Here is a 23886-nt window from a genome sequence, read left to right on the forward strand (position 1 = left end):
AGATATACTTTGCTTAAAAAGGCATTTCATTTGCATAAATTCACATAGCTATGTGTAAGTGAAACGCTAAATTCATCTTTTTAAAAATATAAAAAATCTATGTTTCTATGTGTTTATTTTTTTGCACTCTAACTGAATACTAAAAACTGTAAACTGAACACTAAAAATTAAGGCACATCGTCGCCCATACTTTCTGTCCAGATCGCAAACCAGTCTTCGGTATCCATATCCAATTCAATTGCTTTTGACAAAGATTGAATTCTGGCAATATTTACAGTTCCAGCTATCGGAATTACCTTTGCCGGATGTTTTAAAATCCATGACAATAAAAGCGTATCTGCACCTAAATGATATTTCTCTAATAAAGTGGAGAACAGTTTTTTCAAACGGCGAGTTTGTTTTGTGTCTTCTCTAAAAACAGTTCCAAGCGGATTCCATGATAAAGGACGAATTCCGTTAGTCTGCATATAATCTAAACTTCCGTCAGTCATAGCTTCGTAGTGTGTTGCTGAAAACTGTACTTGATTATAGCTTACTTCTGTTTTTTGGCGAATTAATTCAGTTTGTGAACTTGTAAAATTTGAAAGTCCGAAATCAATAATTTTACCTTCTCCTTTTAATTTCTCAACTGCTTCAGCGATTTCATCAGCCTGCATTAACGGACTTGGTCTGTGCAGTAAAAAAACATCTACATAATCAGTCTTTAAATTTTTCAAAGATCCTTCAACCGACTTAATAATATAGTCTTTAGAATAATCGTAATGTTTGATTTTGTTTTCAGGGCGTTTATCGGCAATCATCTGAATACCGCACTTTGTAATTAATTGTAATTTTTCACGATCTATCTTACTAGCGTGAAAGGCTTTTCCAAAATCGGCTTCGGTCGTATACGAACCGTAAATATCCGCGTGATCAAAAGTCGTAATTTTGTTTTCGATACTCACTTGTATCATGTTTTCCATTTCTTTGGTTGTAAGGTTTTTATCCCAAACTCCCCAATTCATAGTGCCTGAAATTATAGGCGATAAGACTGTTTTGCTCATAATAGTTATGCGTTATTTTTGGTAATAATTATGCTTTAATAAAACATAATCATCAAAGTTCTTAAAAATATAAAAATAGATTCACAATTAGTCCTTAAAATTAGGTGTTTGGTCGAAGTTTTAACCATTCTTTAACATCTTACTTATTAAAAAATATTCAATTTGCACTCTCAAAAATTAGGCGTTAAAATCAAGGTTTTAAAAATATTTATATGGAAGAAAATACAACGACTTTAGACATTAGAGCGATAAATGAAAAAATTGAAAGAGAAAGTGCTTTTATAGACCTTCTTACAATGGAAATGAACAAAGTTATTGTGGGTCAGAAACATATGGTCGAGCGTTTATTAATCGGATTGCTTGGACAAGGACATATTTTATTGGAAGGAGTTCCAGGTCTGGCAAAAACTTTGGCGATTAATACGCTTTCACAAGCGGTTCAAGGTTCTTTCAGCCGTATCCAGTTTACGCCGGATTTATTACCTGCCGATGTTATCGGAACCATGATTTACAACATTAAAGCAAACGAATTCTCTATTAAAAAGGGACCAATTTTCGCCAATTTCGTACTTGCCGATGAGATTAACCGTGCTCCTGCTAAGGTTCAGTCAGCACTTTTAGAGGCGATGCAGGAAAAACAAGTTACAATTGGCGACACTACTTTTAAATTAGATCGTCCATTTTTAGTATTGGCAACTCAAAACCCAGTTGAACAAGAAGGTACTTATGCACTTCCTGAAGCACAGGTTGACCGTTTCATGCTAAAAACTGTAATTGATTATCCAAAAATTGACGAAGAGCGTTTTGTAATTCGCCAAAACTTAAAAGGATCTTACGAAAAAGTAAATCCGGTAGTTTCTGTAGATCAAATTTTACGTGCGCAAGAAGCCGTTCGTGAAGTTTACATGGACGAAAAAATTGAAAAATACATCCTAGATATTATTTTCGCTACGCGTTACCCAGAAAAATACAAATTAGCCGATTTAAAACCGCTTATCAGTTTTGGAGCTTCTCCTCGTGGAAGTATTAACTTGGCTAATGCTGCAAAATGTTATGCTTTCATCAAACGTCGTGGTTATGTAATTCCAGAAGACGTTCGTGCCGTTGTTCACGATGTGTTACGTCACAGAGTTGGAATCACTTACGAAGCAGAAGCAGAAAACATTACTTCTGTAGACATTATCAACAAAATCGTTAACGAGATTGAGGTACCTTAAAAAAAGTGCTCAGTGTTCAGGTTTTTAGTATTCAGTACAGACTGTTAACTAAATCTCTGAACACTAATAAAGACAGAAAGACTTTTAGAATTTGAACTTACTGAACACTTTCTAACTGATCACTGAACACTAAAAAAAATGGATACAAAAGAGCTTTTAAAAAAAGTACGGAAAATAGAAATCAAAACGAAAAGACTGAGTAATCATATCTTTTCGGGAGAATACCACTCTTCATTTAAAGGACGAGGAATGACGTTTAGCGAGGTGCGTCAATACCAATACGGAGATGATATTCGTAACATCGATTGGAATGTAACCGCACGCTACAACGAAGCTCACGTTAAAGTATTTGAAGAAGAACGCGAATTAACCATGGTTTTAATGGTTGATATTTCGGGTTCGGAATCTTTTGGTTCTAAAAATCAATTTAAAAAAGACATCGTAACCGAAATTGCGGCAACGATGGCTTTTTCGGCTACACAAAACAATGACAAAATTGGTTTAATCTTATTTTCTGATACTGTAGAATTATATATTCCGCCCAAAAAAGGACGTTCGCATGTACTTAGAATTATTCGTGAATTGATCGAATTTGAACCAAAGAGTCATAAAACCGACATTGCTCAGGCTTTGAAATTTTTATCCGGAACACAGAAAAAGAAAGCGATCATTTTTATGATTTCCGATTTTATGTCTGATTCTTACGAGCATACTTTAAAAATAGCTTCTAAAAAACACGACATCACAGGTGTTCGAGTATACGATATCCGCGAAGAAAAAATTCCGAATTTAGGAATGGTAACGATGCTGGATGCGGAGACTGGAAAATTACAATTGGTTGATACAGGTTCAAAAGCAGTTCGTATGAATTATGAGAAACATTATCAGGAAAAATTGAATTATTTTAAAGATACCTTCCGTAAATCTGGAGCAGGAATTGTCAACACCAGAGTTGACGAAAATTACGTAACTAAACTATTAGGCTATTTCAAATCACGATAAAAATCTGGCAATTTTGATTAACAAATCAAAAATCGTTAATCTAAAATCAACAATCGTTACTCAAATGAAATTTAAACTTTATATATATTTATTGTTCTTTTCTACTATGATTTTTGCGCAGCAAAAACCAGTAGAAACCAGCATTGATACTACAAAAAACAAAATTGGTGCAGAGTTTAAACTGACACTTAAAACTGTCGTAAGCTCAAAATCAAAAGTTGAATTTCCGAAACTTAAAAATATTGGGCCACTAGAAGTTATTCAATCTTATCCTGTTGATACGGTTAAGAAAGATGACACTTATGAGCTAGTTAAAAAATATGGTTTAACACAGTTTGATTCTGGTCGTTACACGATTCCAAGTGTTAAGATTTTAATTGATAAAAAACCTTTTTATTCTGATTCTCTTAAAGTTGAAGTGGCTAATGTAAAAGTGGACACTTTACAGCAAAAAATGTATGATATCAAAGATATTTCTTCTGTAGATGAAGGAATGGGAACTTGGTGGATTTACGTTTTAATTGTTTTAGTTATTATCGGAATTGGGGCTTTTGTTTATTGGTATGTTAAAAAACGTCAGCTGAAAAAGATTGAAGAAGAAGTTTATAAAACTCCTATTGAAAAAGCGACAAGTTTATTAAACAACCTTGAGAAAAAAGAATTAGTTCAAAAAGGAGAAATCAAAGAATATTATAGTGAATTAACCGATATCGCCAGAAATTATATCGAAGAAGCAATCCATATTCCAGCAATGGAAAGCACTACTTCTGAATTGATTCAAGCAATCAGAACGGCATCGACTCAAAAGAAAATGACTTTGACGCCTGAAACGGTTGAGAATTTAGAACGCGTTTTACGTCAGGCCGATTTGGTAAAATTTGCTAAATCTAAACCTCTTGATTTTGAAATTACTGATGATAGAAATAAAATTCAAAAAGTAATTTTAACGTTGGATAATGCTATCCCAACAGAAGTCCCTGAAGATATTGAAGATCAATTATTAAACGAAGCGCAAAGACAAAAACAAATTCAGGCACAGCTTCGCAAAAAAAGAAATGCACGAATTGGTTATTCGGTTGCAGCTGTAATCTTATTGTTGTTTGTAACTACAACTTATTTTATCGTTACTAAAGGCTTCAATTATGTAAAAGACAATTTAATTGGTCATCCTTCTAAAGAATTATTAGAAGGAGAATGGGTAAAAAGCGCCTATGGAAGTCCAGCTGTTCTGATTGAAACTCCGAAAGTTTTAAAAAGAATGGATACTGAAAAAGTACTTCCAAAAGAAACGATGGCGTTAATTAAAGAAATGCAGCTATTTGTTTATGGAAGCATGATTGACAATTTCTATGTAACCGTTTCTACTGCCAAATTTAAACAGCCAACTGATATCGATTTGGCAAAAGCCCTTGAAGGATCTTTAAAAGTAATGGAAGCTCAGGGTGCTCAAAATATTATTGTAAAACAAGAAGATTTCCAAACAAACGAAGGCATTCAGGGAGTTAAAGGTTATGGAACAATGTCTATTCTAAATCCGGCAACTAAAACAAGTACTAAAGCATATTATGAATTGTTACTTTTCAAACAAGATCAAGGTTTACAGCAAATCCTGATTTTACATGAAGAAGGCGATACTTATGCAAACGAGATTACCACTCGAATCTTAAATTCTGTTGAACTTCAAAGAGCAAACAACTAATGGGCAATTTCAGTTTTTTAAATCCAGAGTTTCTTTGGTTGTTTATATTAATTCCGATTGCGATAATCTGGTTTTTATTGAAACGCAACCAGCAGTCGGCTACCTTAAAAATGAGTTCGACGGCAGGATTCCAAAACAGCGAATCTTTATTGGTTAAATTAAGACCATGCTTGTATGTTTTCAGAATTTTAGCTTTAAGTTCGCTGATTATTGCATTGGCAAGACCAAGAACTGTAGACATCAGCAATCAGACTAAAACAACAAAGGGAATTGATATTGTTATGGCAATTGACGTTTCCGGATCTATGCTGGCAAAAGATTTAAAGCCAAACCGTATGGAAGCTTTAAAAAGAGTGGCAGCCGATTTCGTTGAAGAAAGACCAAACGACAGAATTGGATTGGTTTTATACGCTTCTGAAGCTTACACCAAAACTCCGGTTACCAGTGATAAAGCAATCATTCTAGAAGCTATAAAAGGCATTAAATACGACACCACTCTTCAAGACGGAACTGGAATTGGAATGGGATTGGCAACTGCTGTAAATCGTTTAAAAGACAGTAAAGCAAAAAGCCGCGTTATTATCTTACTGACTGATGGTGTCAACAACGCAGGGTTTATCGAACCAGAAACTGCAGCCGATATTGCAAAACAATATGGAATAAAAGTATACACAATTGGTCTTGGAACTAACGGAATGGCAGAATCGCCATACGCTTATGCACCAAACGGAGGTTTCTTATTCAAAATGCAGAAAGTAGAAATCGACGAAAAACTGATGAAAAATATTGCTCGTAAAACAGATGGAACCTATTTTAGAGCAACCAGCAACGATAAATTAGCAGAAATATACAACGCAATCAACAAATTAGAAACCACTGAAATTCAGGAATTGAAGTTCTATGATTATGATGAAAAATACAGAGCTTTTGTTTTATTTGCAGGCTTTTTATTATTGCTTGAAGTGGGTTTAAGAAATACAGTTTACAGAAGCTTCATTTAATTTTAGATTAAAAAAATCTAAAATCTAAATTCAGAAATCTAAAATTTAAAATGGAATTAGACGAAAAAAAATATTTATATCTCTTACTACTTATCCCAATTGTGGTGTGTATTTTCTTTTTCAACATGTATTGGAAAAGAAGAAAACAGCTGGAGTTTGGAGACTTGGAAATGGTAAAAAGATTGAGTCCTGAGAAATCAGTTTTTAAACCTGTTTTAAAAATTGTTGTAATTCTTTTGGCACTTACCTGCTTGATTATTGGTTTAGTAAATCCGAAAATTGGAACTAAAATGGAAACCGTAAAACGAGAAGGTATCGATATTGTTTTTGCGGTCGACGTTTCTAAAAGTATGCTTGCCGAAGATGTTGTCCCAAGTCGTTTAGAAAAGAGTAAACAATTGGTTTCTCAGATTATAAACAATCTAGGAAGCGACCGAATCGGAATTGTGGCCTACGCAGGAAGTGCTTTCCCTGTTTTACCGATAACATCCGATTACAGTGTTGCCAAAATGTTTTTGCAAAGTATGAGTCCGGATATGGTTTCGTCACAAGGAACTTCTTTGGATGAAGCCATTCGATTATCAGCTACTTATTTTGATGAAAAAAGCAAAACCAGCAAACTATTAATCCTAATTTCTGATGGAGAAGATCATTCTGAAGGTGCAACTGCTGCGGCAGAAGAAGCCAATAAAATAGGAATGAAGATTATTACAATTGGTGTTGGAACAGAAAAAGGAGGAACGATTCCGTTAAAAGAAAATGGTGTTGTAAGAGGATATCAAAAAGATCAAAACGGACAAACTGTAACTACCAAATTAAATCAGGAAGGTTTAAAAACAATTGCCAAAGCAACTAAAGGGGGTTATGTTTATGGCGGAAGCACTAAAGAAGTTTTAGAATATGTAAAAAACGCTTTGAACAACATTCAGAAAACTGAATTTGAAGCTACGCAAATGGCAGAATTTCAATCCCAGTTTCAATGGTTTATCGGATTTGCATTTTTACTGCTTTTCCTTGATATTTTCTTATTGGAAAGAAAAACAAACTGGATCAAAGAGTTGGATTTATTTAATGAAAAGAAATAAATGTTCAGAGTGAAATTCAGAACAGAAAACAAAATTAGAATGAAAAATTTACTTCTTTATATTTTACTAACGGTTTCTTTTGCGGTTTCTGCACAAGAGAAAGACAAATCATTGCCTGCAGCCAATGAAGAATATAAACAGAATAAATTTGTTGATGCTGAGGCAAACTATAGAATTTCGGAATCCAAATTTCCTAAAAGAGCAACAGCGCCATATAATTTAGGAAACACCATTTACAGACAAAATCAGATTTCGGAGGCGAAATACGCTTACGCGAAAGCAATAAAAAATGCCAAAACAAGACCTGAAAAACATAAAGCTTTTCACAACCTTGGAAATACTTTCATGAAAGAGAAAGATTACACACAGGCAGTTGAAGCTTACAAACAAGCCTTACGTAATGATCCAACAGATGAGGAAACACGTTACAATTATGCTTACGCCAAACAAAAACTAAAAGAAAATCCGCCGAAAAACGACAACAAAGACAAAGACAAAAATAAGGATAAGGACAAAGACAAGGATAAAAACAAAGATAAAGACAAGGACAAAAATAAAGATCAGAACAAAGACAAGGATAAAAAAGACGACAAAGGCGATAAGGACAAAGACAAAAAAGATGGTAAAAATGACCCTAAGAAAGACGACAAGTCTGACAACCAGGGACAGCCAAAACCACAGCCAGGCGGAATATCTAAAGAGCGAGTTCAGAATTTATTAGATGCGGTAAACAACGAAGAAAAGAAAATTCAGGATAAAGTTAACGCTCAAAAAGTAAAAGGAAACCCTAAGAAAACAGAAAAAGACTGGTAAAATAAGTTGAATCGTTTAATCGTTTTATGTGTATTACAAAACGGTTAAACGATTAAACAGTTAAACAAACAACGACTAAAACAAGTAATGAAAAGATATTTAATTCTATTCCTACTCACTTTTCAAGGACTTATGGCTCAGGTGCAATTTGAAGCCAGAGTCAGCAAAAACACGCTTGGAGTAAACGAAAGACTTCGTATAGACTTCATCATGAATGTTGACGGAGACAACTTTGAACAGCCTGCTTTTGAAGGTTTCAGACTTGTTGCAGGGCCAAGTCAGCAAATAAGTCAATCTTGGATAAACGGACGAAGTTCTTTTCAAAAAATATACTCTTATATTTTACAGCCGGAACGAAAAGGAGCGCTTCTTATCAAACAAGCTGCTATAGAATATAACGGACAAGTTTATAAAACTTCACCAATAAAAGTTACCGTTACTAATGCCGTTGCTCAGGAAAGAGATCCAAACGACAGACCACCAGGATCTGGAAACGAGTTATTGAATTTGGTTGCCGAAATTTCAAAAACAAACCCGTATTTAAATGAACCGATTACAGTCGTTTACAAACTGTATTTCAATAACATTGGCGTTACTGGTTTTAAAGAATTGGCTAAACCAAAATACAATGATTTTTGGAACCAAAATATAGACATTAAACAATTGGCCATTGAAGAAGGAAATTTTCAGGGACAGAGATGTTATTATGTCATCTTAAAGAAAACTATTCTATATCCTCAAAAATCAGGAAAACTCACAATTGAACCTCTTTCACTAGACATAGGTGTGCAATTACCAACTAATCGCCGCGATATGTTTGGCCAGATGATTATTACTGAAGACAATAAAGTAGTTTCAGCCGGAGCTAAAACCATAAATGTAAGACCGCTTCCTGAAAGCACAAAACCAGAAGGTTTTACAGGTGCAGTTGGTAAGCTGAACTTTACGGTTACTCCATCCAAAACAACACTTAAAAATGGCGAAGGTCTTGATTTAATTGTTAGTGCACAGGGAACTGGAAATATGAAGTTATTTACACTTCCTAAACCAGTTGTTCCAAATGCATTGGAAATGTATGATCCTGTTCACGATGAAAATGTAACCACTTCGTTGTCGGGAATGTCTGGAAGAATTTCGGATAAATATACTATTGTTCCTCAATACAGAGGAAAATATGCGATTAAACCGATGCAATTTTCATATTTTGATTTGAGTTCTGGCACATACAAAACGATCACTTCAAAAGAAATTATGGTTGATGTTTTGGACGGGCCAACACCGGCAGAAGCAAATACAGGAACGGCTTCTAAAAATGCAACTGCTCAAACGGATCATTTTAAAAACATCAAATCTAAAACAGTTTTAACAGCTATTGCTAAAAAAGAGTTTTACGGTTCTAATTTATATTTAGGTTTATTATTTGCGCCTTTTATCATCATTCCGCTTATTATTTTAGCTAAGAAGAAAAAAGAGGCTATCGATAGTGATGTTACTGGAAACAGAATTAGAATGAACAATAAACTGGCAAAAAAATATCTGTCTCAGGCTAAAAAACATCTTAACAATAAAGAACCTTTCTATATCGCATTAGAAAAAGCAATGCATAATTTCTTAAAAGCGAAATTACATATAGAAACTTCAGAAATGAGCAAAGACAATATCAGAGAATTATTGTTATCGAGAAATGCAAATGCAGAAACGGTTCAGAATTTTATTGATTTGACTGAAAACTGTGAATTTGCACGTTATGCTCCGGCATCAAGCGCTTCGATTCAACAGGATTATAACAAAGCGGTATTGATTATTTCTGAACTAGAAAAACAGATTGTTTAGTTTTTTTTACCGCAAAGTACGCTAAGAAAATTGATTTAGATTGCGTCGAATTTAAGTTCGCAAAGTTGAAGATCTTATTACAATATTTTAGAAAATGAAAAACATACTATATCTCTTTTTATTCATCTCGCAGGTTTTCTTTGCGCAAGGACGCTTTGAAGCAGGAAATGCGTTATACCAAAAAGGACAATACAAAGAAGCTGTACAGGTTTATGAAAACATAGTAAAGGAAGATAAATTACATTCGGCTGAATTGTATTTTAATCTTGGAAACTGTTATTACAAACTAAATCAAGTGGCACCTTCGATTTATAATTATGAAAAAGCATTGGTTTTAAAACCAAATGATCCGGAAACTTTAAACAACTTAAAGTTCGCAAAAAAGCTGACAATTGACGAAATTAAAGAAGTTCCAAAAGTTGGTTTTGCCAAACTAATTCAGAATTTCACTTCTATTTTTGATTACAATATGTGGGCAAAAATTGCTGTCGCAATAGGTTTTGTCTTTTTACTTAGCTTTATTGGTTATTACTTTTCAAAAGCCACCATTGCAAAAAGAATCTATTTTGTGGGAATGTTTATTTTTTTAGTTGCTTTTGCGTTAAGCATTTCCGCTGCTGTATCTGAAAAACGTCATTTTGATAACGATCGTGTTGCCATTGTTTTTTCTGAAATGAGCCAAGTTCGTGCAAAACCTCAAAAGTCTGCCAATGGCATTATACTATTGCACGAAGGAGCAAAAGTTTATGTTCTGGAAACTACAGCTGACTGGAAAAAAGTAGAATTAACAGATGGAACACAAGGCTGGATTGAATCTTCTACAATTAAAGAAGTTAAATAAAGTTTTATAATATTTAAATAAAGAAATCCCAAATTCCAAAACAACAATCGGAATTTGGGATTTCTTATTTTTTGGAATTTCAAATTAATTTACAGCATCAACCAATCGAACAAATTCTGATCTATAACCATCTTCATCATTTTGCAAACCAGATTTTGCCAGTTTTTTAATCTCTGAACTTGAAGTGTTAGCAATGTATTTTGACTCACGAAGTTTTAATCCGAACCAGGAAACAGCAGTTGTAAATTTGAAATCAGGAGAACTATTTTCTAGATTTGTTTTCTTATCTGCTATTACATTTACTATTTCAATGCTTTTGTCGGCATCAGGTTTTTTATATCTAAATTTCACTGTAGCCAATTCATCACTATGATTTTCAGACACTTTCTGTGTTTTGGTATATTTTAAGTCTGACGGAATGTAATCACTTTCAACTCCAACAGGAATTATTTCATATAACGCTGTAACTGAATGTCCGCTTCCTAATTCACCAGCATCAATTTTATCATTTTTAAAATCTTCAGCATTTAGTTTTCGGTTTTCATAACCAATCAATCGATACGCCTGAACATGATTCGGATTAAACTCAATTTGGATTTTTACATCTTTCGCTATGGCAAACATCGAACCTTTAAATTCTTTTCCAAGAAAACGATTGGCTTCCTGAATATTATCGATATAAGCGTAATTTCCGTTTCCTTTATCGGCAAGAATTTCCATTTTAGAATCTTTGTAATTTCCCATTCCAAAACCTAAAACGGTTAAGAAAACACCCGATTCTCTTTTCTGCTCAATCAATTTCAGCATATCATCATCGCTTGACGCACCAACATTAAAATCACCGTCAGTAGCTATCACTACTCTATTGTTTCCGCCTTTGATAAAATTTTCTTGCGCCAGTTTGTAAGCCAACTCGATCCCTTCTCCGCCGGCTGTGCTTCCACCCGCATGTAAATCATCAAAAGCATCCATAATTTCCTCTTTATCTTCTCCCGAAGTTGGTTCCAAAACTACTCCAGCCGAACCTGCATAAACTACAATCGAAACCCGATCTGTACTACGAAGTTCTTTAACTAAGATTTTCATAGATTCTTTCAACAATGGGAGTTTATTTGGTTCATCCATCGAACCCGAAACATCCACTAAAAAAACCAGATTAGTAGCCGGCAAATTTGCCATTGGAATGTCCTTTCCCTGCAAACCAATTTTCAGTAATCGGCTATTTTTATTCCACGGACAGTCACTGTATTCTGTATGAATTGCAAATGGATGCTGTCCGTTTGGCTGTGGATATTTGTATTTAAAGAAGTTGATCATTTCTTCCACACGAACTGCATCTTTTGGAACTTTCTGTCCTTCATTAATAAAACGGCGAATATTGGTATAAGATGCGTTATCAACATCTATAGAAAATGTAGAAAGAGGTGTTTTAAGCGGAGATTCAAACGGATTTTCTTCTAATCCCGCGTAACTTTCTGTGTTTGGCTCGGAAATATATTCTTCGTCTAAAACGGAATCAGTTGTTGCTACTGCAATTTCACTTGCATCTGCAGTCTCTTCTGGCGCATACGCTTTCTTACAGCTGAAAATAGTAAGTACGAGGAATGCCATCATAAAGAAATTAAGATTTCTCATAAAGTAAATTTTTAAAAAATTAGTAAATAGATTTTGGTTCAAATAAGGACTAGCATTCCGGATGTACTAGAAGTGATTATTTGCAATTTTCGAGTATGCAAAATCGTGCCAAAAATTTTACAAATATTTTTCTGACTTAAAAATAAAATGAGAAACCTTGATTTTAGAGGAAATTATGCTCGATTTTTTTTCCAAAGAGTAAAAGAAAGTGGTTAAACTTTGGCAAAACGTTGCTAAGAAAAAGGGCGAGATGGAATTATTACAAAATTTCAATTTTAGTTTTTCTCAAAATGCTAAAAATATAGCCCGTGGTTTCAACCACGGGAAACGTTACAAATAATCTTAATCATACATTGTGTTCCCGTGGTTGAAACCACGGGCTATAATTTGAATATTAGGATAGGATTTTTATTAGACTTTGAAGAGAATTAGATAGAATTAAAATGGATTAATCTTCTGAAATCCTTTAATATGTGGCAACTATATTTTGTAAAATTTAAAAATGGTAAATTTTCTCTGGCGTAACACAAAAATCCAATTTAATATCCGATTCAAAAACATCATCAATTTGGTTTACGGCTTCAAAAAATGAAAGTCCTATTTTGATGGTTTCGGGTTTGCATTCAGCGAGAAATTTATCGTAGAAACCTTTTCCGTAACCAATGCGGTTTCCAAAAATATCAAAAGCCAAAAGCGGTACAAAAACTACTTCCACTTTAGAAGAAGGCACTTCGATTCCGTCAACGGGTTCCGGAATATTGTATTCGTTCTTTTTGATTTTGGTATTATCGGTTAAAAGAAAATGAGTCATTTTTCTCGTTTCGAAATCGCTTTTAGAAATCAGGATTTCTTTGTCTTTTCCAGAAAGTAAATGCAGGACAAATTCTGTATTGACTTCTTTATGTTCTTCGATTGGGAGAAAAACATGATAATAAATTTTGTCCCAAATGGGCATATGGATTAATTGATTGGCAATGGCCAGACTTCTTTCTTCTATTTCATCAAAAGAAAGTGCTTTACGGAGATTTTTATATTGTATTCGGAGTTCTTTTTTACTCGTCGGCATTGTCTGGAGTTTTAGATAAATGGTAAATGGCATCGCCTTCATAAACAATTGGCGAATGATTGGCATTGATCACATAACCATCGTGAGGTGCTTTGATTTTCTGCTCAAATTTCCCAAACGGATCTGTAATAATCGCTAAGATAGTGCCTTTGGTTACAAATTTTCCAATCAAATTAAAATCATGCAGTAAACCAGAACATTTCGCACGTAGCCAAACCGATTGTTTAATATAAATCGAAGGTGTTAAAGCGGGCTCCGCAATTTGCTTCGAATCCAACATCTGTAAATAATGAAGCAAACGTTTGGTTCCTAAAACACCTTGATTCGCAATTTCGTTATTGATATCCAACGATTTTCCGCCTTCAAAAAGAAGCATTTTTACATTGGCATTTTCAGAAGTTTTTCTAAAAGACCCATTAATATTTTTAGAATACAAAGTAAAAGGCGCATTAAAAACGTCGGCCAAAACTTTTAACTCGGGATTATTTTCAGTAATTCTAATTTGAGGCGCATTGAAACGGCTTGCTCCTCCCGCATGAAAATCGATCGCATAATCTAAAATCGGTAAAATTTCTTCGACAATATGATAAGCAAATCGGCTGGCAAGAGAACCTTTTTTACTTCCCGGGAAAACTCGATTTAAGTCACGACCGTCTGGAAACTCTCTTGATTTATTGACAAAACCATACATATTTATTACCGGAATGCAGATAATGGTACCTCGAGTTGGTCTATTTATTTTTTTACTGATAAGCTGGCGCACAATTTCAACACCATTTATTTCGTCGCCATGAATTCCTGCCGAAAATAAAACAGTCGGCCCTTCATGTTTGGAACGACGGACAATAACAGGAATATTTAGTTTTGTTGTAGTATGAAGCCGAGCAATTTCGACGTTTATCGTTCTGTGTTCTCCCGGCAAAATCGATTCGCCAAAAATAACCAATGGAGTACTATTTTTCATTTGGAATTATAAAATCTAAATATAGAAATTATTCTTTTGATTTCGTAAATTTGAAACTAATTCAATGTTAAGCTTCATTTTCAAATCGGAATGGTTTTTGAAAAAAGCTTTTCAAATATCTTCAGAAATAAAATAGAATGCAAAAACCAGCCTTAGATCTTCAAATTTTAACTTTGCCAGACAATCCGGGCGTTTATCAATATTATGATAAGGACGGGAAAATCTTATATGTCGGCAAAGCCAAAAATTTAAAAAAAAGGGTTTCTTCCTATTTCAATAAAATTCACGATACAGCGAAAACCAACGTATTGGTCAAAAAAATTGTAACTATAAAACACATCGTAGTTCCAACCGAAACTGATGCGCTTTTATTGGAAAACAATTTAATAAAAACACTTCAGCCAAGATATAATGTACTGCTTCGTGATGACAAAAGTTATCCGTGGATTTGTATCAAAAAAGAACCTTTTTCGAGAATATTTTTGACAAGAAGAATGGTCAAAGACGGCTCAGAATATTTTGGCCCGTACACGAATTTCAAAATGGTTTATACGATTCTGGATTTGATTAAAGAATTGTATCCGCTTCGAACTTGTAATTATGATCTGAGCGAATCCAATATTAATTCCGGTAAATTCAAAGTTTGTCTGGAATATCATATTGGTAATTGCAAAGGCCCGTGCGAAGGTTTGGAACCTTTGGAAGAATACCAAAGACAAGTCAATGCGATTCGCGAAATCCTAAAAGGAAACTTCAAAGAAAGTTTAAAAGATTTCAAGAAATTGATGAACACTTATGCGCAGAATCTTCAGTTTGAAGAAGCACAGAAAATCAAAGAAAAGATCGAGGTTTTAGAAAATTATCAATCCAGATCGACCATCATCAATCCGAAGATTACCAATATTGATGTTTTCTCAATTGTCTCTGACGAAAGTGCCGCTTATGTCAATTTCCTTCAGATTTCTCACGGTTCGATTATTCGTTCTCATACTTTAGACATCAAGAAAAAATTGGATGAAAGCGATGAAGAATTATTAGAATTAGCGATTGTAGAATTGCGTGAACGCTTTCAGTTATTATCCAAAGAAATCATTGTTCCTTTCGAATTGGATTTAGGCGAAAACATAAAAGTAACCGTTCCACAGCTTGGAGACAAAAAACAGATTCTGGATTTATCGATTCGAAATGCCAAATTCTATCGCATCGAGCAATTGAAACAATTGCAAATTGTAGATCCGGATCGTCACGTAAATAGAATTATGGCACAAATGCAGAAAGATTTACGTCTTCCTGTTGAGCCCCGACATATTGAATGTTTTGATAACTCGAATATTCAGGGAACAAATCCAGTTGCAGCTTGTGTAGTTTTTAAAGACGGAAAACCAAGTAAAAAAGATTATCGCCATTTTAACGTCAAAACCGTTGAAGGCCCAGACGATTTTGCTTCGATGACCGAAATTGTATACCGCCGTTACAAAAGATTATTAGACGAAAACGAACCACTTCCGCAGTTAATCATTATTGACGGTGGAAAAGGGCAGCTTTCTTCGGCTTTAAAAAGTATTGATGAATTAGGATTACGAGGTAAAATTGCCATAATCGGAATTGCAAAACGTTTAGAAGAACTTTTTTATCCGGGCGATTCTATTCCGTTATATCTCGACAAAAAATCAGAAACTTTGAAAGTAATCCAACAGTTGCGAAACGAAGCGCATAGATTCGGAATCACTTTTCACAGAGACAAACGAAGCAAAGCCGCATTGAATTCTTCTGTAGAAAGCATTCCGGGAATTGGAGAAAAAACCATGACAACCTTAATTCAGCATTTTAAAAGTGTTAAAAGATTAAAACTGGCTACAGAACAAGAAATTGCAACCGTTATAGGTGTTTCTAAAGCCAAAAAAATTGTCGATTTTTATCATCCAAAAGAAAACTAATTCACTTTGAAAAAAAACTTTTTACATATCATCCTGTGTTTGTTTTTTTCTCTTTCGTATAGTCAAAACGATATTTCATTTGTACAAAAAGACAAAAGTAAAATCGAAATAAGCCTTCAAAATAAAATTGGCACTAGTGACGAAGAATATGAGCAAGCAGTAGAAATAAAAAATGTTCAAACTGGGAAAACTCAAATTATCAATAACATTGAAGTTTCGATCACAGGAAAACCATCGCATTTAGAAATAAACGATTATAATTTTGATGGTTTTACCGATTTCGCTTCTTATCATACTGATGACGGAATGGGAGTTTATACCATTTATCAGATTTTTGTCTTTAATCCGATAACAAAACAATTCGACAGTTTACAATTTCCGTCGAACTTTAGTCCAAAATGTGATATGTTTTGCGATGTGAAAGTTGATAAAATCAAAAAGACATTAACCTCGAGTTGCAGAGGCGGTGCAAGAACTCATTCTGATGTCTGGAAGTACGATAAAAACAAAAAGTTAATACTTTCAAAAACAGAATCATTTTAAGAATAAACCAAAAAAAATTGCCGACTTTTACAAAACTAACTTGCAAATTTTTATGCGCCAAAATCAGCTGTCCGTTTTAAATATCACATCAAAAGAACTTCCTCCAAATACCATTTGGAAAGCGGTTTCTATGCTGTTTGCGTTGTTAGTACTTTTTTCACAAAACTCCTTTTCGCAGGAAGTAAAAAAAGACAGTGTAAAAAGACCTAAAATTGGATTGGTTTTAAGTGGCGGCGGCGCCAAAGGTTTTGCTCATATCGGAGTTCTTAAAGTTTTGGAAGAAGCTGGAATAAAAATCGATTACATCGGCGGAACAAGTATGGGATCTGTAATTGGCGGATTATATGCTTCTGGCTACAATGCCTCACAAATTGATTCTATTTTCAAAAAAACGAATTTCGACGAGTTGATAAACGATTATATTCCGCGTTCATCAAAAAATTTCTACGGTAAAAAGAATGACGAATTATATGCGATTGTTTTACCATTCAGCAATTTCAGGGTCGGTATTCCGGAAGCACTTTCTAAGGGAATGTACAATTACAATTTATTGAGCAGTCTAACTCGAAATGTTCGTCATGTTCGTGATTTCAATCAATTGCCAACTCCTTTTTTATGTATTGGAACAAACATCGAAACGGGCGAAGAAGTTTTATTGAATAAAGGAAATCTAGTTCAGGCTATGATGGCGAGTGCGGCTTTTCCTTCCCTGTTTACTCCCGTAGAAATTGATGGAAATTTATTAGTCGACGGTGGTGTTGTAAACAATTATCCAATTAATGAAGTTCGCAAAATGGGTGCCGATATTATTATTGGTGTCGATGTTCAAGACGATTTAATGAAGAGGAAAAACCTAAAAAACGCCACTCGTATTTTAGTTCAGATTACCAATCTGCAGTCTATTGACAAAATGAAAAACAAAATAAAAGACACCGATGTTTACATTAAACCAGACATTCGTGATTATGGCGTAATTTCATTTGATAAAGGAGAAGAAATTATTCGAAAAGGAGAAGAAGCCGCTTTTGCAGTTTATGAAAAGATCAAATCATTGTCGAATGAAACTACTTTTTATAAAAAGCCAAAACTAAAAGTGGCGACAGATACGATTCAAATCCAAAAAATCAATACAGATCAATTAGACAATTATACTAAAGAATACATTCGCGGTAAACTTCGTTTTAAACCAGGAAGTACCATTACGTACGACAATCTTAAAACAGGAATTAACAACTTAAATGCAACGCAGAACTTTAGTACAATTTCTTATTGTCTTCAGCCAGACGGCGAAAAAGACGATTTGGATTTGGTTCTAAAAGAAAATCCAACACAGACGTATTTAAAATTGGGACTTCATTATGACGGACTTTATAAAAGCGGTATATTGTTAAACCTTACCCATAAAAAAACATTCTTAAAAAATGATGTTACTTCGCTTGATATTATTTTAGGAGATAATTTCAGATATGATCTAAATTATTATGTTGAAAATGGTTTTAATATTAGTTTTGGTTTCCGTTCAAAACTGAATCAATTTAATCGAAATGTAACCACTAGTTTGAGTAATCTTGTTTCTCAAAATCCAAATGTTAATTTAATTAATGTCGATTTTATGGATTTAAGTAATCAGGCTTATTTTCAAACTATTTTTGTACAGAAGTTCTTGATGGGCGGTGGTTTAGAATATAAATACCTAAAAATAAATTCTCCAACTCTTTCCAATGTAGAAAACATAATAGATAAGAGTAGTTACTTTAGTGCCTTTGCCTATTTAAAATACGATTCATTTGACGATAAATATTATCCAAGTTCAGGATTGTATTTTTCTACAGATTTGCAAACCTATCTGGCATCTTCAGATTATACCAATACTTTTAAGCCATTTTCAATGGCAAAAGCGGAAATCGCTTTTGTAGACAAATTATTTAACAGAGCAACTTTTAGAATTGATGCCGATGCTGGTTTTACTTTCGGAAACACAAGCGTCCCTTTCTTTAATTATATTTTAGGAGGTTACGGCTACAGCAAAATCAACAACTTCAATTATTTTTATGGATATGATTTCCTAAGTATTGCCGGAAACAGTTTTATCAAAACCGGGATTACGTTGGACTACGAAATCATCAGAAAAAATCACATTAACCTTTCTGCCAATTTTGCCAATTTAGGAAATGATATTTTCAGCGGTGTCGATTGGATTTCGATGCCAAAATACACCGGTTATGCTGTAGGCTACGGATTAGAAACGATTATCGGTCCAATTGAGATCAAACAATCCTGGTCTCCGGAAATGTCGAGAAGCTTTACCTGGTTCAGCATCGGATTTTTGTTTTAGGATTTTATTGAGGAATAGTTCAATAAAATCGTGCTATTTTTTTACTATGTAAAAATTATATCAAAAAAAATTACAATATCTTATAGTTATAAATAATATAATTTCTATTTTTACTCGCGAAAATTTACGACATTTGTTATAATGAAAACAAAATGGACAGGTTTATTAGAGTATCTTCAATTCCTCATCAAGAGAAATCCTGAATGAAGCTATCGAATTGAGATAATTAGTCAATACTAAAATTGACTAAATTATCTGTTCACACAATTCAAATTTTTCGAATTATCTAATTAATTTAAAAATTATCTAATTGAAAAGCCATGCCATTATATCATAAACTTGGAGATTTTCCTCAAAAGAGACACACCCAATTTGAAAAACCAAACGGAGGTTTTTACTACGAACAATTGTTTGGGACCGAAGGTTTTCACGGACATTCGTCATTATCTTATCATGTTCACAGACCTACACAGGTTAAAGAAATTTTAAACTCTTATTCGGTTGAACCAAAAATTGCAATCGGAAAAAATATAAAATCGTTACTTTTTAAAGGTTTTGAATTAAAACCAGAAAATGATTTTTTAGACAGCCGAAAAGCCATGTTAGTCAATAAAGACTGCATTATAGGTTTAGCTGCACCGAAAGAATCGCTTCGAAATTATTTCTACAAAAATGCCGATGCCGATGAAATGCTTTTCATCCATAAAGGAAAAGGAAAATTAAGAACCATGTTAGGAAATATTCCGTTTGAATATGGTGATTATTTAATTATTCCACGCGGTATCATTTACCAAATAGATTTCGAAACAGAAGACAACCGACTATTTTATGTAGAATCGTATGCTCCATTTTATACTCCAAAACGATACAAAAACCAATCAGGTCAGCATTTAGAACATTCTCCATTTTGCGAGCGTGATTTTATTTTACCAAGTGAATTGGAAACACACGACGAAAAAGGCGATTTTTTAATTAAAATCAAAAAAGAAGGCATGATGCATGAAGTGGTTTATGCAACACATCCTTTTGACGTTGTGGGTTGGGATGGATACAATTTCCCATACGGATTTTCAATTCACAACTTCGAACCTATAACGGGGCGCGTACATCAACCGCCACCGGTACATCAAACTTTTGAAACGGCCACTTTTGTCGTTTGTTCATTCTGCCCAAGACTTTACGATTATCATCCAAAAGCCATTCCGGCGCCATACAATCATAGTAATATAGATTCTGACGAAGTACTCTATTATGTAGATGGCGATTTTATGAGCCGTAATAATATTGAACAGGGTCATATCACTTTACACCCAAAAGGAATTCCGCACGGACCAGCGCCAGGCGCAATGGAACGCAGTATTGGACACAAAGAAACTCATGAATTAGCCGTTATGGTGGATACATTCCGTCCATTAATGGTTACTGAAGAGGCTATGGGTCTCGATGATGGTCAGTATTACAAATCTTGGACTGAATAATTTCAGTTTGTAACGCAAAGTTCACAAAGGATTTTCGCAAAGTTCACAAAGAATGTAATGACGTTTTACTCAAACGAGTTCACAAAGCTTTGCGTTCTTAGCGATTTTATAAAATCCAACTTAAAAAATCTTTGCGCTCTTTGCGGTAAAAAAAAACTTAAACACAACATTTTGGAAAATCAATTAAAAGATTAACCGATTAAACAAATAAACATCATGTCAAAAGAAGTAAAATCAGTAGAATACGGATTAGAGAAAATATTTGAAGGAGCACAAGATTTCCTTCCATTATTGGGAACAGATTATGTAGAGTTTTATGTAGGAAATGCAAAACAATCTGCACATTATTATAAAACAGCTTTCGGATATCAGTCATTGGCTTATGCCGGATTGGAAACTGGAGTAAAAGACAAAGCTTCTTATGTTTTGAAGCAAGATAAAATTAGAATTGTTTTGACAACGCCATTAACAGCTGACTCTCCAATCAATGAACATTTGAAAAAACACGGCGACGGAGTAAAAGTAGCAGCACTTTGGGTCGAAGATGCTACAAAATCTTACGAAGAAACCATGAAACGTGGCGCACGTTCTTTCATGGAACCAACTGTTGAGGAAGATGAATTTGGTCAAGTAGTTCGTTCTGGAATTTACACTTACGGAGAAACCGTTCACATTTTCGTAGAAAGAAAAAACTATAATGGTGTTTTCTTGCCAGGTTATAAAGAATGGAGATCAGATTACAATCCGGAACCAACGGGATTAAAATACATTGATCACATGGTTGGAAATGTGGGTTGGAATGAGATGAATACTTGGGTAAAATTCTACGAAGATGTTATGGGATTCGTGAACTTTTTATCTTTTGATGACAAACAAATCACTACAGAATACTCTGCATTGATGAGTAAAGTAATGTCAAACGGAAACGGAAGAATCAAATTCCCAATCAACGAACCGGCAGAAGGAAAGAAAAAATCACAAATTGAAGAATATTTAGATTTTTATGGTGGCCCTGGAATTCAGCACATCGCCATTGCTACAGATGATATTATCAAAACGGTATCTCAGTTAAGAGCACGCGGCGTTGAATTTTTATCAGCTCCTCCTCATACTTATTATGAAGCAATCCCAGAAAGATTAGGTGTTCATATGGATATGATGAAAGAAGATATTAACGAAATTGAAAAGCTTGCCATTATGGTTGATGCCGATGAAGACGGTTACCTTTTACAAATATTTACAAAACCTGTTCAGGACAGACCAACGCTTTTCTTCGAAATTATTCAAAGAATGGGTGCAAAAGGGTTTGGCGCAGGTAACTTTAAAGCGCTGTTTGAGTCAATTGAAAGAGAACAGGAATTAAGAGGAACTTTGTAAAAACGCATTTTTTTTGCATTTAAACGCGGATTTCTCTAAAAAACGATGCTTTTTTTGCAAATGTTATGTTAAACTTGACTTTGGCTATTTGAAATCTGAACTTTCTATCTATCTTTGCACTCGCAAATAAGGAAGGGGTGGTTTCCTTCCGAATTGATATAAATTTCATAATTTATAGTTTTTTGGTTAGTTAATAGCATAAAAACTCAGTCATCCTTGACTGAGTTTTTTTGTTTTGGTACATTTGGAATAGAATTTGCATTTATTTATCTTTATAATAGAATGTAAAAAATGTACTATGAAAAAACTCATATTCACTATATTAGCCCTCACTTGTTTAGCTTTCGATTCCCAAAAAGAGGATTCATTTGACACCGGAGAATTCTTCAAATTTCGAATTCATTACGGAATTGTAAATGCTGGATATGCAACTTTAGAATTAAAAGATGCAACCATCAGCAATAAAAAAGTATATCATGCTGTTGGCAAAGGCTTTACAACCGGAATGTCTAAATTCTTTTTTAAAGTGGAAGATTTATACGAAAGTTATTTTGACAAAGAATCTGGAAATCCCTATCGATATGTTCGTAAAATTGATGAAGGCGGTTATACTAAAAACCAAGAAGGATTTTTCAACCAAAACGAAAATAAGGTTTTAGTAAAAGACTATAAAAGAAAATCAGAAAAAACGATTGTAATTACTGATAATGTGCAGGATATTGTTTCTTCTTTTTATTTTTTAAGAAACCATCCAAACATTGATAAATTAAAATCAGGCGAAGCCATTACAATAGACATGTTCTTTGATGAGGAAATCACAAAATTTAAGTTAAAATTTGTAGGCCGTCAAGATATTACGACTAAATTTGGCACTGTTTCTACGATGGTGTTTAAACCATTAGTACAGACCGGAAGAGTCTTTAAAGAAAAAGAAAGTCTAACGCTTTGGATTACAGACGATGACAATAAAATTCCAATTAGAATTAAAGCAGATCTGGCTGTTGGTTCGCTAAAAGCAGATCTCGATGAATATAAAGGATTGAAAAGTCCGCTTAAAGTAAAAAAGAAATGAATTTAACTGATAATTCAGAAGCAATTTTAAAAGAAATTGATCTTAAATTTCAAGCCATAAATCAAAAAACTGATGTACAATTGGAAGGATTGCTTTGGGCTAAACCAATCACGTATTGGGATTACATTCAAACCGACGCTCTTTTAAATTTACAAATTCAACGTACCACACTTCCTGACGAAATGGTTTTTATTATGTACCATCAGGTAAACGAATTAATCTTTAAAATGATTTTGTGGGAAATTGACCAGATCGCCGAAAAAGAAAATATTCAGGTTGATTTTTTCAGCGAAAGACTTTCAAGAATTACCCGTTATTTTGACATGCTTACCAATTCGTTCAGCATTATGGAAAACGGAATGGAAGTAGATCAATATATGAAGTTCAGAAATACGCTTACACCAGCAAGTGGTTTTCAAAGTGCACAATATAGAATGATTGAATTTGCTTCTACAGATGTGATCAATTTAACAGACCGCAGATACAAAGCTAACTTTGACGAAAATACTGATCTTGAAACCAGTTTTGAACATTTATACTGGCAAGCCGCAGGAAAAGATTATCACTCTGGCGAGAAATCTTATTTACTTCAAGAATTCGAAAACAAATACAAAATTCAATTCTTGAGACAAATGTCAACTTTTAAGACAAAAAATATCTGGCAAAAATTTTCTCAACTTCCAGAAACAGACCAGCAAAATCCTGAATTAATTGCGGCCATGCGCCACTATGATAAAACCGTGAATATCACTTGGGTTATGCAGCATCTTAATACTGCAAGAAAGTATATTTTAGAAAGCGGAAAAGGGAATGGAGAAGCCACAGGAGGAAGTGACTGGCAAAAATATATGCATCCAAAATACCAAAGACGCATCTTTTTTCCTAAATTGTGGACCGAAGAAGAATTGTCCAATTGGGGAAATGAAACTGAGGTTTAATTTCGCC

Annotated in this window: 19 protein-coding genes; 15 read left to right on the top strand and 4 right to left on the bottom strand. The window is 34.0% G+C overall.

Annotated elements, in window-relative coordinates:
- Positions 1-167: 167 nt before the first annotated feature.
- The gene (locus P2W65_RS03620; RefSeq protein ID WP_289663600.1) at positions 168-1043 is read right to left on the bottom strand and encodes an aldo/keto reductase; all 876 of its coding nucleotides are present in this window, start codon (positions 1041-1043) and stop codon (positions 168-170) included.
- A 212-nt stretch (positions 1044-1255) separates the two neighbouring features.
- Between P2W65_RS03620 and P2W65_RS03625 the strand changes: the two genes are divergently transcribed.
- The 8 genes from P2W65_RS03625 (at position 1256) to P2W65_RS03660 (ending at position 10534) form a co-directional block, all read left to right on the top strand.
- Positions 1256-2260: an AAA family ATPase gene (locus tag P2W65_RS03625; RefSeq protein ID WP_177211766.1), complete on the top strand. Its 1005-nt coding sequence runs from the start codon at positions 1256-1258 to the stop codon at positions 2258-2260.
- A gap of 138 nt (positions 2261-2398) precedes the next feature.
- Entirely contained in the window at positions 2399-3262 is an 864-nt protein-coding gene (locus P2W65_RS03630) for a DUF58 domain-containing protein (protein WP_289663601.1), read from the top strand.
- 64 nt (positions 3263-3326) lie between these two features.
- On the top strand, positions 3327-4961 hold the full coding sequence (locus tag P2W65_RS03635; protein WP_289663602.1) for a hypothetical protein: 1635 nt from the start codon (positions 3327-3329) through the stop codon (positions 4959-4961).
- Complete coding sequence (locus P2W65_RS03640; protein ID WP_179004213.1) at positions 4961-5962, top strand: vWA domain-containing protein; 1002 nt, start codon at positions 4961-4963, stop codon at positions 5960-5962. The genes P2W65_RS03635 and P2W65_RS03640 overlap by 1 nt, the downstream gene beginning before the upstream one ends.
- A gap of 50 nt (positions 5963-6012) precedes the next feature.
- Positions 6013-7047 carry a vWA domain-containing protein gene (locus P2W65_RS03645; protein ID WP_289663604.1) on the top strand — a complete coding sequence of 345 codons (1035 nt, stop codon included), beginning with the start codon at positions 6013-6015 and terminating at the stop codon, positions 7045-7047.
- A gap of 39 nt (positions 7048-7086) precedes the next feature.
- Entirely contained in the window at positions 7087-7860 is a 774-nt protein-coding gene (locus P2W65_RS03650) for a tetratricopeptide repeat protein (RefSeq protein WP_289663605.1), read from the top strand.
- An 87-nt stretch (positions 7861-7947) separates the two neighbouring features.
- A complete protein-coding gene (locus tag P2W65_RS03655) occupies positions 7948-9693 on the top strand; it encodes a BatD family protein (RefSeq protein WP_289663606.1) in 1746 nt (581 codons plus the stop codon).
- A 94-nt stretch (positions 9694-9787) separates the two neighbouring features.
- Positions 9788-10534: a tetratricopeptide repeat protein gene (locus P2W65_RS03660; RefSeq protein ID WP_289663607.1), complete on the top strand. Its 747-nt coding sequence runs from the start codon at positions 9788-9790 to the stop codon at positions 10532-10534.
- Between the two features lie 84 nt (positions 10535-10618).
- On the opposite strand, the gene P2W65_RS03665 is transcribed toward P2W65_RS03660, so the two are convergent.
- The 3 genes from P2W65_RS03665 to P2W65_RS03675 all read right to left on the bottom strand — a co-directional run bounded on the left by P2W65_RS03665 (position 10619) and on the right by P2W65_RS03675 (position 14199).
- Positions 10619-12169: a vWA domain-containing protein gene (locus P2W65_RS03665; RefSeq protein WP_289663608.1), complete on the bottom strand. Its 1551-nt coding sequence runs from the start codon at positions 12167-12169 to the stop codon at positions 10619-10621.
- A gap of 496 nt (positions 12170-12665) precedes the next feature.
- The gene (locus P2W65_RS03670; RefSeq protein WP_289663609.1) at positions 12666-13235 is read right to left on the bottom strand and encodes a 5-formyltetrahydrofolate cyclo-ligase; all 570 of its coding nucleotides are present in this window, start codon (positions 13233-13235) and stop codon (positions 12666-12668) included.
- Positions 13222-14199, bottom strand: a complete 978-nt coding sequence (locus tag P2W65_RS03675) for a succinylglutamate desuccinylase/aspartoacylase family protein (RefSeq protein ID WP_289663610.1) — start codon at positions 14197-14199, stop codon at positions 13222-13224. The genes P2W65_RS03670 and P2W65_RS03675 overlap by 14 nt, the downstream gene beginning before the upstream one ends.
- A gap of 137 nt (positions 14200-14336) precedes the next feature.
- Between P2W65_RS03675 and uvrC the strand changes: the two genes are divergently transcribed.
- The 7 genes from uvrC (at position 14337) to P2W65_RS03710 (ending at position 23879) form a co-directional block, all read left to right on the top strand.
- Positions 14337-16136, top strand: coding sequence for an excinuclease ABC subunit UvrC (gene uvrC / locus P2W65_RS03680; protein ID WP_179004199.1), 1800 nt, complete (start codon positions 14337-14339; stop codon positions 16134-16136).
- Positions 16137-16142: 6 nt separating this feature from the next.
- On the top strand, positions 16143-16679 hold the full coding sequence (locus P2W65_RS03685) for an XAC2610-related protein (RefSeq protein WP_289663612.1): 537 nt from the start codon (positions 16143-16145) through the stop codon (positions 16677-16679).
- 52 nt (positions 16680-16731) lie between these two features.
- Positions 16732-19014, top strand: a complete 2283-nt coding sequence (locus P2W65_RS03690; protein ID WP_289663613.1) for a patatin-like phospholipase family protein — start codon at positions 16732-16734, stop codon at positions 19012-19014.
- A 320-nt stretch (positions 19015-19334) separates the two neighbouring features.
- Positions 19335-20492 carry a homogentisate 1,2-dioxygenase gene (locus tag P2W65_RS03695; protein WP_289663615.1) on the top strand — a complete coding sequence of 386 codons (1158 nt, stop codon included), beginning with the start codon at positions 19335-19337 and terminating at the stop codon, positions 20490-20492.
- A gap of 216 nt (positions 20493-20708) precedes the next feature.
- Positions 20709-21869 carry a 4-hydroxyphenylpyruvate dioxygenase gene (gene hppD, locus P2W65_RS03700; protein ID WP_289663616.1) on the top strand — a complete coding sequence of 387 codons (1161 nt, stop codon included), beginning with the start codon at positions 20709-20711 and terminating at the stop codon, positions 21867-21869.
- A gap of 298 nt (positions 21870-22167) precedes the next feature.
- On the top strand, positions 22168-22941 hold the full coding sequence (locus P2W65_RS03705; protein WP_289663618.1) for a DUF3108 domain-containing protein: 774 nt from the start codon (positions 22168-22170) through the stop codon (positions 22939-22941).
- Positions 22938-23879 carry a tryptophan 2,3-dioxygenase family protein gene (locus tag P2W65_RS03710; RefSeq protein ID WP_289663620.1) on the top strand — a complete coding sequence of 314 codons (942 nt, stop codon included), beginning with the start codon at positions 22938-22940 and terminating at the stop codon, positions 23877-23879. Before P2W65_RS03705 ends, P2W65_RS03710 begins: the two co-directional genes overlap by 4 nt.
- The last annotated feature ends 7 nt before the right edge of the window (positions 23880-23886 follow it).

Source organism: Flavobacterium panacagri, from assembly GCF_030378165.1.
Lineage (GTDB): Bacteria > Bacteroidota > Bacteroidia > Flavobacteriales > Flavobacteriaceae > Flavobacterium > Flavobacterium panacagri.

Excerpts from the sequence above, each read along its gene's own strand:
- P2W65_RS03705 (WP_289663618.1), top strand. The coding sequence starts at position 22,168 with ATGAAAAAACTCATATTCACTATATTAGCCCTCACTTGTTTAGCTTTC.
- P2W65_RS03625 (WP_177211766.1), top strand. The coding sequence starts at position 1,256 with ATGGAAGAAAATACAACGACTTTAGACATTAGAGCGATAAATGAAAAA.
- hppD (WP_289663616.1), top strand. The coding sequence starts at position 20,709 with ATGTCAAAAGAAGTAAAATCAGTAGAATACGGATTAGAGAAAATATTT.
- P2W65_RS03710 (WP_289663620.1), top strand. The coding sequence starts at position 22,938 with ATGAATTTAACTGATAATTCAGAAGCAATTTTAAAAGAAATTGATCTT.
- P2W65_RS03695 (WP_289663615.1), top strand. The coding sequence starts at position 19,335 with ATGCCATTATATCATAAACTTGGAGATTTTCCTCAAAAGAGACACACC.
- P2W65_RS03665 (WP_289663608.1), bottom strand. The coding sequence starts at position 12,169 with ATGAGAAATCTTAATTTCTTTATGATGGCATTCCTCGTACTTACTATT.
- P2W65_RS03630 (WP_289663601.1), top strand. The coding sequence starts at position 2,399 with ATGGATACAAAAGAGCTTTTAAAAAAAGTACGGAAAATAGAAATCAAA.
- P2W65_RS03650 (WP_289663605.1), top strand. The coding sequence starts at position 7,087 with ATGAAAAATTTACTTCTTTATATTTTACTAACGGTTTCTTTTGCGGTT.
- P2W65_RS03635 (WP_289663602.1), top strand. The coding sequence starts at position 3,327 with ATGAAATTTAAACTTTATATATATTTATTGTTCTTTTCTACTATGATT.
- P2W65_RS03660 (WP_289663607.1), top strand. The coding sequence starts at position 9,788 with ATGAAAAACATACTATATCTCTTTTTATTCATCTCGCAGGTTTTCTTT.
- P2W65_RS03690 (WP_289663613.1), top strand. The coding sequence starts at position 16,732 with ATGCGCCAAAATCAGCTGTCCGTTTTAAATATCACATCAAAAGAACTT.
- P2W65_RS03675 (WP_289663610.1), bottom strand. The coding sequence starts at position 14,199 with ATGAAAAATAGTACTCCATTGGTTATTTTTGGCGAATCGATTTTGCCG.
- P2W65_RS03620 (WP_289663600.1), bottom strand. The coding sequence starts at position 1,043 with ATGAGCAAAACAGTCTTATCGCCTATAATTTCAGGCACTATGAATTGG.
- P2W65_RS03655 (WP_289663606.1), top strand. The coding sequence starts at position 7,948 with ATGAAAAGATATTTAATTCTATTCCTACTCACTTTTCAAGGACTTATG.
- P2W65_RS03670 (WP_289663609.1), bottom strand. The coding sequence starts at position 13,235 with ATGCCGACGAGTAAAAAAGAACTCCGAATACAATATAAAAATCTCCGT.
- P2W65_RS03640 (WP_179004213.1), top strand. The coding sequence starts at position 4,961 with ATGGGCAATTTCAGTTTTTTAAATCCAGAGTTTCTTTGGTTGTTTATA.
- P2W65_RS03645 (WP_289663604.1), top strand. The coding sequence starts at position 6,013 with ATGGAATTAGACGAAAAAAAATATTTATATCTCTTACTACTTATCCCA.
- uvrC (WP_179004199.1), top strand. The coding sequence starts at position 14,337 with ATGCAAAAACCAGCCTTAGATCTTCAAATTTTAACTTTGCCAGACAAT.